This window comes from Variovorax sp. KBW07 (assembly GCF_003852515.1).
In the GTDB taxonomy this organism is placed as follows: domain Bacteria; phylum Pseudomonadota; class Gammaproteobacteria; order Burkholderiales; family Burkholderiaceae_C; genus Variovorax.
The window spans coordinates 1-11,031 of the sequence record NZ_QAJK01000235.1 but is presented as its reverse complement, the minus strand read 5'-3'; the positions used below and the strand labels follow the sequence as shown (position 1 = coordinate 11,031).

The 11,031-nt window shown below is 67.9% G+C and carries 14 protein-coding genes; 12 read left to right on the top strand and 2 right to left on the bottom strand.

The annotated features are described in order from the left end of the window. Positions 1–52: 52 nt before the first annotated feature. From DBV14_RS32495 to DBV14_RS32470, 6 genes are all read left to right on the top strand, one after another. Positions 53–979, top strand: a complete 927-nt coding sequence (locus DBV14_RS32495) for an alpha/beta fold hydrolase (protein ID WP_124466181.1) — start codon at positions 53–55, stop codon at positions 977–979. Further along, positions 976–1,854 carry an S-formylglutathione hydrolase gene (fghA, locus tag DBV14_RS32490; RefSeq protein ID WP_124466178.1) on the top strand — a complete coding sequence of 293 codons (879 nt, stop codon included), beginning with the start codon at positions 976–978 and terminating at the stop codon, positions 1,852–1,854. Before DBV14_RS32495 ends, fghA begins: the two co-directional genes overlap by 4 nt. A gap of 36 nt (positions 1,855–1,890) precedes the next feature. Continuing rightward, entirely contained in the window at positions 1,891–2,385 is a 495-nt protein-coding gene (locus DBV14_RS32485; RefSeq protein WP_260397307.1) for a GNAT family N-acetyltransferase, read from the top strand. A 24-nt stretch (positions 2,386–2,409) separates the two neighbouring features. After that, positions 2,410–2,799 (top strand): VOC family protein, encoded by a 390-nt coding sequence (locus DBV14_RS32480; protein WP_124466173.1) that lies wholly within the window; start codon positions 2,410–2,412, stop codon positions 2,797–2,799. An 84-nt stretch (positions 2,800–2,883) separates the two neighbouring features. Continuing rightward, on the top strand, positions 2,884–3,327 hold the full coding sequence (locus DBV14_RS32475; RefSeq protein ID WP_124466171.1) for a TfoX/Sxy family protein: 444 nt from the start codon (positions 2,884–2,886) through the stop codon (positions 3,325–3,327). Next, the gene (locus tag DBV14_RS32470; RefSeq protein WP_124466168.1) at positions 3,324–3,935 is read left to right on the top strand and encodes a 3'-5' exonuclease; all 612 of its coding nucleotides are present in this window, start codon (positions 3,324–3,326) and stop codon (positions 3,933–3,935) included. The genes DBV14_RS32475 and DBV14_RS32470 overlap by 4 nt, the downstream gene beginning before the upstream one ends. A gap of 48 nt (positions 3,936–3,983) precedes the next feature. On the opposite strand, the gene DBV14_RS32465 is transcribed toward DBV14_RS32470, so the two are convergent. Continuing rightward, positions 3,984–4,712: an alpha/beta fold hydrolase gene (locus DBV14_RS32465; RefSeq protein ID WP_124466166.1), complete on the bottom strand. Its 729-nt coding sequence runs from the start codon at positions 4,710–4,712 to the stop codon at positions 3,984–3,986. Positions 4,713–4,850: 138 nt separating this feature from the next. On the opposite strand from DBV14_RS32465, the gene DBV14_RS32460 reads away from it, so the two are divergent. From DBV14_RS32460 to arsH, 4 genes are read left to right on the top strand one after another with little or no spacing between them, the layout of a single operon-like run. Continuing rightward, the gene (locus tag DBV14_RS32460) at positions 4,851–5,186 is read left to right on the top strand and encodes a helix-turn-helix transcriptional regulator (RefSeq protein ID WP_124466162.1); all 336 of its coding nucleotides are present in this window, start codon (positions 4,851–4,853) and stop codon (positions 5,184–5,186) included. Positions 5,187–5,218: 32 nt separating this feature from the next. Beyond that, positions 5,219–6,505 (top strand): arsenic transporter, encoded by a 1,287-nt coding sequence (locus DBV14_RS32455; RefSeq protein WP_124466159.1) that lies wholly within the window; start codon positions 5,219–5,221, stop codon positions 6,503–6,505. Between the two features lie 39 nt (positions 6,506–6,544). Beyond that, on the top strand, positions 6,545–6,976 hold the full coding sequence (gene arsC, locus DBV14_RS32450; RefSeq protein ID WP_124466156.1) for an arsenate reductase (glutaredoxin): 432 nt from the start codon (positions 6,545–6,547) through the stop codon (positions 6,974–6,976). Continuing rightward, positions 6,945–7,682, top strand: a complete 738-nt coding sequence (arsH, locus tag DBV14_RS32445) for an arsenical resistance protein ArsH (RefSeq protein ID WP_124466153.1) — start codon at positions 6,945–6,947, stop codon at positions 7,680–7,682. The genes arsC and arsH overlap by 32 nt, the downstream gene beginning before the upstream one ends. A 42-nt stretch (positions 7,683–7,724) precedes the next feature. On the opposite strand, the gene DBV14_RS32440 is transcribed toward arsH, so the two are convergent. Beyond that, positions 7,725–8,729 carry a helix-turn-helix domain-containing protein gene (locus DBV14_RS32440; protein ID WP_124466150.1) on the bottom strand — a complete coding sequence of 335 codons (1,005 nt, stop codon included), beginning with the start codon at positions 8,727–8,729 and terminating at the stop codon, positions 7,725–7,727. Positions 8,730–8,873: 144 nt separating this feature from the next. Between DBV14_RS32440 and gnd the strand changes: the two genes are divergently transcribed. Together gnd and DBV14_RS32430 are read left to right on the top strand one after the other, a co-directional pair. Then, on the top strand, positions 8,874–10,295 hold the full coding sequence (gene gnd, locus DBV14_RS32435) for a decarboxylating NADP(+)-dependent phosphogluconate dehydrogenase (protein WP_124466147.1): 1,422 nt from the start codon (positions 8,874–8,876) through the stop codon (positions 10,293–10,295). Positions 10,296–10,330: 35 nt separating this feature from the next. Beyond that, entirely contained in the window at positions 10,331–10,885 is a 555-nt protein-coding gene (locus DBV14_RS32430) for a GNAT family N-acetyltransferase (protein WP_124466144.1), read from the top strand. Positions 10,886–11,031 lie beyond the last annotated feature (146 nt).

Below are 11,031 nucleotides of genomic sequence, written 5' to 3'. Positions count from 1 at the left end.
CGAGTCGATTCGCGGCGTGGTTCTTTACTAAAAGCCCCGGGAGGCGCCCGCCATGAACCGCATGGAACCCTTGCGCAAGATCGAGGCGGGCGTTCTCGAAGTCGCGTACTTCGAAGCGGGCCCCGCCGACGGCCCGCCCGTGCTGCTGATGCACGGCTTTCCGTACGACATCCACACCTATGCCGAAGTGGCGCCCATGCTGGCCGCGCAAGGCTGCCGCGTGATCGTGCCGTACCTGCGCGGCTACGGCGCCACGCGCTTCCTGAGCGATGCCACGCCGCGCTCGGGCGAACAGGCCGCGCTGGGCGCCGACCTGCTCGCGCTGCTCGACGCGCTGAAGATCGAGCGCGCGGTGCTGGCCGGCTACGACTGGGGCGGCCGCGCCGCCTGCGTGGTGGCGGCGCTCTGGCCTGAACGCTGCGCGGGGCTGGTGTCGTTCAACAGCTACAACATCCAGAACATCGCCAAGGCGATGGAGCCGGACGCGCCGGCGAATGAGCACAGCCTCTGGTACCAGTACTACTTTCACAGCGAGCGCGGCCGCGCCGGGCTCGCCAAAGACCGCAAGGCGCTGACGAAACTGCTGTGGAAGCTGTGGTCGCCGACCTGGAAGTTCGACGACGCCACGTTCGAACGCAGCGCCGCCGCCTTCGACCATCCCGATTTCGTGGACGTGGTGATCCAGTCGTACCGCCACCGCTTCGGCCTGGCGGCCGGCGACCCGGCGTACGCGGATGTCGAGCGCCGCCTTGCGGCCCAACCCGCGATCACCGTGCCCACCATCACCTTCGACGGCATCGACGACGGCGTGCGCCCACCCGCCGAGGCCTCGGCCCACGCACACCGTTTCAGCGGACCGCGCTCGCACCGCCTCGTGCCGGGCGTGGGCCACAACATGCCGCAGGAAGCGCCGCGCACCTTTGCCGACGCCGTGCTCGAACTGGTGCCCGCGCTGCGCGGCAACAACACCAACCCATGACCGACAACACCCCAAAGACCCTTTCAGAGCACCACGCCTTCGGTGGCGTGCAGAGCTTTCACGAGCACCGCTCGCACGAGATCGGGCTGCCGATGCGCTTCTCGGTCTACCTGCCACCGCAGGCCGCGCACGAGCGCGTGCCCGCCCTGCTCTACCTTGCCGGCCTGACCTGCAACGAGGAAACCTTCGCGGTGAAGGCCGGCGCGCAACGCATGGCCGCGAGCCTGGGCATTGCGCTGATCGCGCCCGACACCAGCCCGCGCGGCGCCGGCCCGGAAGGCCTGCCGGGCGCCAAGGACAACTGGGACTTCGGCATCGGCGCCGGCTTCTACCTCGACGCGACCGCCGAGCCCTGGTCCACGCACTGGCGCATGGAAAGCTGGATCGTCCACGAGCTGCTGCCGCTGGTGGCGCAGCACTTCGCCATCGACGGCCAGCGCGTCGGCATCTTCGGCCACTCGATGGGCGGCCATGGCGCGCTCACGCTGGCCATGCGGCACCCGGGGCGCTTCAAGTCGCTTTCGGCTTTTGCGCCGATCTGCGCGCCTACCCAATGCCCGTGGGGCGAGAAAGCATTCGCCGGCTACCTGGGCGCACCGGGCGTCGACCGCGCGCAATGGCTCGCGCACGACGCCAGCGCGCTCATGCAGTCGCAGACCGTCGCGCCCTATCCGCACGGCATCCTCATCGACCAGGGCCTGGCCGACAAATTCCTGGCCGAGCAACTGCACCCCGAAGTGTTCGAGGCCGCGTGTTTTGCCGCGGGCCAGCCGCTCACGTTGCGCCGCCACCCGGGCTACGACCACGGCTACTACTTCATCCAGAGCTTCATGGCCGACCACATCGCGCACCACGCGCAAACGCTGCACGGCTGATCGACCACAACGGGCACGCGCCGTATCATCGAACGCATGTCCGCAGCCCAAATCCCCGCCTTTCACCTGCGGTCGCGCGATGGCTCCGCCGAGGAGAGCATGGTGCTGGCCGGCATCTGGCGACGGGCGTGGATTTCCGCCAACCGGGGCGCCACCGCCATCGAGCCGATCGCGCACTGGCTGCAGCGCGTGCGAACCGAATTCGTGCCGCCGGCCGAGGTGGTGCTGGCCGAACGCGACGGCCAGGTACTGGCCTTCATGGTGCTGCTGGAGCGGCGCGAATACGTGGCCCAGCTCTTCGTCGAGCCCCACCTGCGCAACCAGGGCCTGGGCAAGGCGCTGCTCGACGAGGCCTGCGTGCGCATTCCCACCGGCTGGCGGCTGCACGTGGCCACCACCAACACCTCGGCCCAGCGCTTCTACGAACGTTATGGCCTGGAACGCGGCACGATCGACCGGCACCCCACCAGCGGCCGCGAACGCATCGCCTACCATTGGTCGCCCTCCCGCCCGCCATGGCGCGTGGGTTGAGCGCCCCCTGATTTTTTCCTCTCCATGCGCATCGATCACATCGCCCTCTGGACCACGGACCTGGAGCGCTGCAAGCGCTTCTACGTCGACTACTTCGGCGCCACCGCCGGCGCGGGCTATACCAATCCGGCGAAGGGTTTTGCCTCGTGCTTCCTGAGCCTGGGCGACGGCGCGCGCATCGAGGCCATGACCACGAGCACGCTGTCGCCGGTGGCGGCGGAGGCCGGCGCGCAGCGCATGGGCTGGACCCACCTGGCGATCAGCGTGGGCTCCGACGCGGCGGTCGATGCGCTCACGCAGCGCCTGAAGAACGACGGCTACCCGCTGCTCGATGGCCCGCGCCGCACCGGCGATGGCTACTACGAGAGCGTGGTGCTCGACCCCGATGGCAACCGCATCGAGATCACAGCCTGAAGACGCCGACCGAAAGGAACACACCATGCACGACCTGCTGATCTGCGACACCGCCCCCGCCAGGCCCACGGCAGACCTCGCGCAATGAGCAATTTCGTCCAGAGCCTGCACGAGGTCTTCGAGCGCCTCGGCCGCATCGAGACGCGCCGCATGTTCGGCGGCCACGGCGTGTGGCACGAGGGCCGCATGATCGCGCTCGTCGCCAGGGACACGCTGTACCTGAAGTCCGATGCCGAAAGCGCCCCGCACTTCGACAAGCTCGAACTGCCGCCCTTCACCTATGTGCGCCAGGGCAAGGAAATGCCCATGTCGTACCGGCTGGCGCCCGCCGATCTTTTCGAGGACCGCGAAGAGGCCGCCCTGTGGGGTCGCCGCGCGTACGAAGCAGCGCTGCGCTCTGGCCAGCCGCCGAAGATCAAGACCGCCAAACCTACAAAATCCGCGGCGGCAAAGAAAACAGCCGCCCGTAAAACGCCCGCAAAGAAAGCCGCAGTGAAGAGCAAGACCAAGAAAGCAGTCACCCGGTGAGCGACAACAACCCCGCGTTGCCGCCACTCCCCGAACGCGAGCAGATCGCACTGCTGGAGCCCTTCGACGGCCTCGGCCTGAAGGACATCGTCGTCGTCGCCACGCTGCAGGACGCGGAGCGCGCCGCCGACGCGTTGCTGGCCGCGCGCGTGGCCGGCTTCGACACTGAATCGAAACCCACCTTCGCCAAGAACGAGATCTCGGGCGGCCCGCACGTGGTGCAATTTTCCACGCGCGACACGGCCTGGCTGTTCCAGCTGCATCGCACCGAATGCAATCCGGTGGTGGCCGAGCTGATCGCATCGGCTGCGTTGCGCAAGGTCGGCTTCGGCTTGTCGGGCGACCTCACGCTGATACGCAACAAGCTGCGCATCGAGCCGCAGGCGGTGTTTGACATCGACAACGAATTCCGCCATCGCGGCTACCGCAAGTCGGTCGGCGTGAAGGCGGCGGTGGCGCTGGTGTTCAACCGGCGCTTCATCAAGTCGCGCAAGGCGACAACCTCGAACTGGGCGAACAGGCAGCTGACAGAGGCGCAGATCCGCTATGCGGCGAACGACGCCTATGCGTCGATCCGCGTGTTCGACGCGCTGTTCTCCGGCGCGTGAGCACTTGCGGCGCCGCGGGCTCGATCCCGCTCTCGCCGCCCAAGCCACTCAGTCCCGCCCCGCCTCCACGATGGCCTGCGCCAGCCGCTTGGGGTTCGAGAAGAACATCTCGTGGCTCCCCGGGCATTCCACCAGCCTGAACAGCCCCAGCCGCTCCGACAGGCGCGGATGCCACGGCAGGCTGTGCGGCATCGCCGTGTCCTGCAGGCAATTGACGTAGGACTTGCCCAGCGCCAGTTCGGCCAGCGGCTTCTGCAGCCTGATCTTGTCGGTGAAGGTGCGGTACGGGTGCGGGTTCAGCTTGTCGTAGGCGGCCTGCGCGAGCGCCAGGTCGGCGTCGTTGATGAAGGCCTCGCGCCAGATCTCGAAGGGCAGCGTCACGGCGTTGGCGTTCGCCCCGGCAATGGCGTCGAACATCGCCACGTAGTGCGGCGGCACCATGTCGTTGAGCGCCTCGCCGTCGAGCGGCACGAAGGCGTTGATGTACACCAGCCGCCGCAGCCGCTGCGCGATGCGGTCGGCCACGCCGGAGATGACCATGCCGCCGTAGCTGTGGCCCACCAGGCGGACCTGCGTCAGGTCTTTCTCCTCGATGTAGCGCACGGCCGAGTCGATGGCGTCGGCCAGGCCGATGCGCGCGCGGTCGTCGCCGGGGCGGTTGCCCGCGAGCGTGGGGCAATGCACGGTGTGGCCGGCTTCGCGCAGGCCATCGGCCACGGCTTCGATTTCGGCGCCGGTGTGCCAGGCGCCATGAACGAGAACGTAGGTGTCGGACATGGGTGTCTCCTTCAGTGTGGAAATGCAGCACGACTGTAGAAAAAGCACTGCCCGGCCAATGGCCGCTGCGCGCCAGCCCGATGGCCGATTCGTGCCCGGCCGGTTGCCTTCATTCAATAATTCAACGATACTTGAATAATGGAAGAAAACGATGTCGTCCGATCCCTGGCTGCACTGGCGCAGCCCGTTCGCTTGCGGGTGTTTCGCGCGCTGGTGGTGGCCGGGCCCGAGGGCCTGACGCCGGGTGCGCTGACCGAGGCGCTGGGCGTGCCGGCCACCGGCCTGTCGTTCCATCTCAAGGAGCTCATGAATTCGGGACTGGTCTCGCAGGAGCGGCAGGGCCGCAACCTGATCTACCGCGCGGCCTTCGACCGCATGAACGCCCTGCTCGGCTACCTCACGGAAAACTGCTGCCAGGGCGAGCCATGCGCCGCCACCGCCACCACAGATGGCGCGGCGGCTTGCGACTGCTGAAGCCCAGGCTCTTTTTTCCCGCTTCATTCGACATGCTGCTTGCAGTCTCCATCTTCGTCTGCACGCTCGTGCTGGTCATCTGGCAGCCGCGCGGGCTGGGCATCGGCTGGAGCGCCTCGCTGGGCGCCGCCGTCGCGCTGCTCTGCGGCGTCGTCCACCTTGCCGACATCGCGGTGGTCTGGGGCATCGTGTGGAACGCCACCGGCACCTTCATCGCCGTGATCGTCATCAGCCTGCTGCTCGACGAGGCCGGCTTCTTCGAATGGGCCGCCCTGCACGTGGCGCGCTGGGGCGGCGGGCGCGGCCGGCGGCTGTTCGCGTTCATCGTGCTGCTGGGCGCGGCGGTGTCGGCGCTCTTCGCCAACGACGGCGCGGCACTGATCCTCACGCCCATCGTCATGGCCATGCTGCTCGCGCTCGGCTTCACGCCCGCCGCCACGCTGGCCTTCGTGATGGCGGCCGGCTTCATTGCCGATACGGCCAGCCTGCCGCTGGTGGTGTCGAACCTGGTGAACATCGTGTCGGCCGATTTCTTCGGCATCGGCTTCAACGGCTACGCGGCGGTGATGGTGCCGGTCAACGTTGTCGCGGTGCTCGCCAGCCTTGCAGTGCTGATGCTGTACTTTCGCCGCGACATTCCCGCGCGCTACGACGCGGCGCAGCTCAGGGCACCGGCCGCCGCGGTGCGCGACCTCGCGACCTTTCGCGCGGGCTGGGTCGTGCTGGTGCTGCTGCTCGTCGGCTTCTTCGCGCTCGAGCCGCTCGGCGTGCCGGTCAGCGCGGTGGCCGCCTTCGGTGCGGTGGTGCTGCTTGCAGTGGCGGCGCGGGGCCACGCGATCGACACGCGCAAGGTGCTGCGCGAGGCGCCCTGGCAGATCGTCGTGTTCTCTCTCGGCATGTACCTCGTGGTCTACGGGTTGCGCAATGCCGGGCTGACGGGCCACATCGCATCGCTGCTCGACGTCTTCGCCCGGGGCGGCGTATGGACCGCGGCGCTGGGCACCGGAGTTCTCTCGGCCCTGCTCTCCTCGGTGATGAACAACATGCCGACCGTGCTGGTGGGCGCGTTGTCCATCGACGCATCGACTGCGAGCGGCGTCGTGAAAGAGGCCATGGTCTACGCCAACGTGATCGGCTGCGACCTGGGTCCGAAGATCACGCCCATCGGCAGCCTGGCCACGCTGCTGTGGCTGCACGTGCTCGCGAAGAAGGGCATCGCCATCGGCTGGGGCCAGTACTTCAAGGTCGGCATCGTGCTGACGGTGCCGGTGCTGCTGGCCACCCTCGCGGCGCTGGCGCTGCGGCTGGGCCACGGCTGACCCACGCCACCTCATTTCATCTTTAAAAAACGCCACCTCATGAGCGACATCACGATCTATCACAACCCCGCCTGCGGCACGTCGCGCAACGTGCTCGCGCTGATCCGCAACACGGGCGACGAGCCCACGGTCATCGAGTACCTGAAGACGCCGCCCGACCGCACCACGCTGCAGCGCCTGATCGCCGCGATGGCGATTCCGGTGCGCGGCCTGCTGCGCCGCAAAGGCACGCCCTACGACGAACTGGGCCTGGACGATGCGAAGTGGAACGACGACCAACTGATCGACTTCATGCTGGCGCACCCGGTCCTCATCAACCGCCCCATCGTCGTGACACCGCTCGCCACGCGCCTGTGCCGGCCCTCCGAAGCGGTGCTCGACATTCTTCCGAACCCGCAGCGCGGCGCCTTCGCAAAGGAAGACGGCGAAGCGGTCATCGATGCAAAGGGCCAGCGTGTCGCCAAGCCCTGACCTTCCCGCCCACCTCGACGCCGGCGCCTTCCGAAAGCCCGGCCTGCAACAGCTGTTGCCCACGCAGCGCGCCACGCATGCGCCGCGCATCCTGCTGCTCTACGGTTCGCTGCGCGAGCGCTCCTACAGCCGGCTGCTGACCGAAGAAGCCGCGCGCCTGCTGCGGGCCATGGGCGCCGAGCCGCGCATCTACGATCCCCACGGCCTTCCCCTGCCCGACAGCGAACCCGAAGACCATCCGAAGGTGCAGGAGCTGCGCACGCTCGCGCAGTGGGCCGAGGGCATGGCGTGGACATCGCCCGAACGCCACGGCGCCATGACCGGCATCATGAAAGCGCAGATCGACTGGATTCCATTGGCCGTCGGATCGGTGCGCCCCACGCAGGGCAAGACGCTCGCGGTGATGCAGGTGTCGGGCGGATCGCAGTCCTTCAATGCGGTCAACCAGCTGCGCGTGCTCGGGCGCTGGATGCGCATGCTCACCATCCCCAACCAGTCGTCGGTGGCCAAGGCCTTCCTGGAGTTCGACGACGACGGCCGCATGAAGCCCTCGCCCTACTACGAGCGCGTGGTCGACGTGATGGAAGAGCTGGTGAAGTTCACGCTGCTCACGCGCGACTGCGCGGACCACCTGGTCGACCGCTACAGCGAACGGCGCGAGAGCGCGGCGGCGCTGTCGAAGCGGGTCAACCTGCGCAGCATCTGAGTCCGGACGCGGACGCGGGCACGGGCACGGGCCTGCGCGGCTTCAGCGAAGACGCCGGCGCAATTCACCCGGTGTGCCGCCCAGGTGCCGCCTGCACTGGCGAACGAAGTGCGACGCATCGGCCAGGCCGACGCGAAACCCGATCTCCGCGATGCTCAGGCGGTCGAAGCGCGCGTCGGCCAGCATGCGCCGCGCCACCTGCATGCGAAACCCCGCCAGCGCGGTCGCGAAGGTGGTGGCGCCCTCGCCCAGGCATCGGTGCAGGCTGCGCTCCGAAATGCCCAGCCCGCGCGCCACGCCCGCGGCCGTGAGGCCCGGCTCCGCATGGCGTTCGCGCGTGGCTTCGAGCACGCGCCGCCGCAGGGCGGCCCGCCCCTCGTCCGGCGCCTGCGACTGTGCAAGGCCACCGTGCCCCGTGGCCAGTGCCAGCAGGCCGCCGAGCTGGTCGCTCAGCAACTCGGCAGGCAGCGGCGGGTTCGCGGCCAACGCCGGCGACAGCTGGCGCACGAAGCTGCACAGCACGCCGCCCCAGCCCGATTGCCCGTCGATGCGGCGCGCCACCTGGTCGCCGGCATCGGGCAGCCATGCATCGACCCAGGCGGTCGGCAGTTCGATCGACAGGGTGTCGGCCGATTGCAGCAGGTGAAATTCATAGAGGCGGCGCGAATCGACCAGCACCGCGTCGCCCGGCAGCAGCCGCGCGGCGCGGCCTTCCTGCGCCGTGACCCAGGCCGAATCGCTCTTGCACAGCAGGTAGAAGTAGTTCTGGCGGCTGTGGGCAATGGCGCGGCGCGTGCGGTACACGTCTTGCGCGCTGCCGCGCACCTGGTTCACGACGAGCGGGCCCAGCGGCGCCGACACCAGCGTCGCGCCGAAATTCCCGGCGGCCTCGCGGCTGGTGATGTCCATCTCCAGGAACCCTTCGCAGACCGCGCCCACCCAGTAGTCCAGCCGCTGCGAAGGCGGCACGGCATCGGTCGACCAGGTGTGGATGGCAGCCGGCGCGGGGGCGGCGGTGACAGCAGGGGCGTTGAGGGGAGCGCTCATGCTGCCAACATAGCCAGCCCCGGCCCATTTGCCAAGCGGGTATAGACGCCCTCCGACGGCGCCCCGGCGAGGCCACCGGCACAATGACCGCCACGGATATCCATATCCATCCAACCGCCTCCAACCGCATACGAAAGAAGGGCCATGAGCAACAAAAGCGATTTCGGACTGATCGGGCTGGCCGTGATGGGCCAGAACCTCGTGCTGAACGTGGAAAGCCGCGGCTTCCAGGTCAGCGTGTACAACCGCACCGAAGCCACCACCGAGGCCTTCATTGCAGCCAACCCCGGCAAGAAGCTGGTCGGCGCCAAGACGCTCGAAGAGTTCGTGCAGAGCCTGGCCAGGCCTCGCAAGATCCAGATCATGGTCAAGGCCGGCGCACCGGTCGACCAGGTGATCGAACAACTCATTCCGCTGCTCGACAAGGACGACATCGTCATCGACGGCGGCAACAGCCTCTACACCGACACCGAGCGCCGCGACGCCTACCTTGCGGCCAAGGGCCTGCGCTTCATCGGTGCGGGCGTGTCGGGCGGCGAAGAAGGCGCGCGCAAGGGCCCGTCGATCATGCCGGGCGGCCCGCTCTCCACCTGGGAGGTGATGAAGCCGATCTTCGAGAGCATCGCGGCCAAGGTCGACGGCGAGCCCTGCGTGATCCACATCGGCCCCGGCGGCGCGGGCCACTACGTGAAGATGGTGCACAACGGCATCGAGTACGGCGACATGCAGCTCATCTGCGAGGCCTACAGCCTGTTCAAGGCCGCGGGCTTCACGACCGACGAGATGGCCGCGATCTTCAACGAGTGGAACGACGGCGAGCTGCAGAGCTACCTGATCCAGATCACCGCCAAGGCGCTGGAGCAGAAAGACCCGGAAACCGGCCAACCGATCGTCGACCTGATCCTGGACAAGGCCGGCCAGAAGGGCACGGGCCAGTGGACGCTGATCAACGCGGCCGAGAATGCGGTGGTCATCAGCACCATCAACGCCGCCGTGGAGGCGCGCGTGCTGTCGTCGCAGAAGAAGGCGCGCGTGGCGGCCAGCAAGGTGCTGCAGGGGCCGAAGATCGAGCTGTCGCTCGAGAAGAAGGCGCTGGTGGCCAAGGTGCACGATGCGCTGTATGCGTCGAAGGTCATCAGCTACACGCAGGGCTTCGACCTCATCAAGACGATGGGCGACAAGAAGGAATGGAAGCTCGACCTGGGCGGCATTGCATCGATCTGGCGCGGCGGCTGCATCATCCGCGCGCGCTTTTTGAACCGCATCACCGACGCCTTCCGCACCGACCCGGCACTGGCCAACCTGATGCTCGACCCGTTCTTCAAGGACCTGCTGAACCGCACGCAGCAGAACTGGCGCGAAGTGGTGGCGCTGGCGGTGAGCAACGGCATTCCGGTGCCGGCCTTCAGCGCGTCGCTGGCCTACTACGACAGCTACCGCACCGAGCGCCTGCCGGCCAACCTGCTGCAGGCGCAGCGCGACTTCTTCGGCGCCCACACCTACGAGCGCACCGACAAGCCCGAAGGCCAGTTCTTCCATACGGACTGGCCCGAAGTGATCGGCTGACCAGCTGACCGGCTGATCTGCCGACCCCTGCCGCCATGCCAGCCCTCGGCTATCCCAGCCACCTGGTCGAGGACTGGCAGCTCGCCGACGGCACGCCGGTGCGCATCCGCCCGATCCGCGCGGAAGACCTGGCGATGCACACGGCGTTCGTGGGCGGCCTGTCGGACAAGACGGGTTACCACCGCCTGCTGTCGCCGCGCAAGCCGCAGCCCGACGAGCTCTGGCGCATGACCCACATCGACTACGACCGCGAACTGGCGCTCATCGCGACGACCGAGGTCGATGGCGCCGAGCAGCAGATGGGCGTGGTTCGTTATGTGCGCGGCGACACGCCCGAGACGGCAACCACGGCCGAGTTCGCAATCGTGATCGCCGACGCATGGCAACACCGCGGCGTGGCCGCCAAGCTGATGCGCAAGCTGATCGATGCCGCCAGGGTCGCCGGCGTGAAGCAGCTGGCGGACATCACGCTCTACGACAACACGGGCATGTTGGCACTCGCGCGCAAGCTGGGCTTCAGGCTGCAGCGCGATCCGGGCAATCCGAACGTCACGCGTTTGCGGCTGTCTTTGGATGCTTCCGGGGACTGAGACAGGGGTCATTCAGGGCGACGCCCACGCCGACGGTGTGCTCTGCTCCGCGAATGTCCCCCGCTTCGCTCCTCCTTTATTTCGCTGCGCAGAGCACACCATCCGCGTGAGCGTCATCAGAGTGGTCGTTGATCAGCGGTACACCA

Excerpts from the sequence above, each read along its gene's own strand:
- DBV14_RS32495 (WP_124466181.1), top strand. The coding sequence starts at position 53 with ATGAACCGCATGGAACCCTTGCGCAAGATCGAGGCGGGCGTTCTCGAA.
- DBV14_RS32455 (WP_124466159.1), top strand. The coding sequence starts at position 5,219 with ATGCTGCTTGCAGTCTCCATCTTCGTCTGCACGCTCGTGCTGGTCATC.
- DBV14_RS32485 (WP_260397307.1), top strand. The coding sequence starts at position 1,891 with ATGTCCGCAGCCCAAATCCCCGCCTTTCACCTGCGGTCGCGCGATGGC.
- DBV14_RS32440 (WP_124466150.1), bottom strand. The coding sequence starts at position 8,729 with ATGAGCGCTCCCCTCAACGCCCCTGCTGTCACCGCCGCCCCCGCGCCG.
- DBV14_RS32460 (WP_124466162.1), top strand. The coding sequence starts at position 4,851 with ATGGAAGAAAACGATGTCGTCCGATCCCTGGCTGCACTGGCGCAGCCC.
- gnd (WP_124466147.1), top strand. The coding sequence starts at position 8,874 with ATGAGCAACAAAAGCGATTTCGGACTGATCGGGCTGGCCGTGATGGGC.
- arsH (WP_124466153.1), top strand. The coding sequence starts at position 6,945 with ATGCAAAGGGCCAGCGTGTCGCCAAGCCCTGACCTTCCCGCCCACCTC.
- DBV14_RS32475 (WP_124466171.1), top strand. The coding sequence starts at position 2,884 with ATGAGCAATTTCGTCCAGAGCCTGCACGAGGTCTTCGAGCGCCTCGGC.
- DBV14_RS32480 (WP_124466173.1), top strand. The coding sequence starts at position 2,410 with ATGCGCATCGATCACATCGCCCTCTGGACCACGGACCTGGAGCGCTGC.
- arsC (WP_124466156.1), top strand. The coding sequence starts at position 6,545 with ATGAGCGACATCACGATCTATCACAACCCCGCCTGCGGCACGTCGCGC.
- DBV14_RS32465 (WP_124466166.1), bottom strand. The coding sequence starts at position 4,712 with ATGTCCGACACCTACGTTCTCGTTCATGGCGCCTGGCACACCGGCGCC.
- fghA (WP_124466178.1), top strand. The coding sequence starts at position 976 with ATGACCGACAACACCCCAAAGACCCTTTCAGAGCACCACGCCTTCGGT.
- DBV14_RS32430 (WP_124466144.1), top strand. The coding sequence starts at position 10,331 with ATGCCAGCCCTCGGCTATCCCAGCCACCTGGTCGAGGACTGGCAGCTC.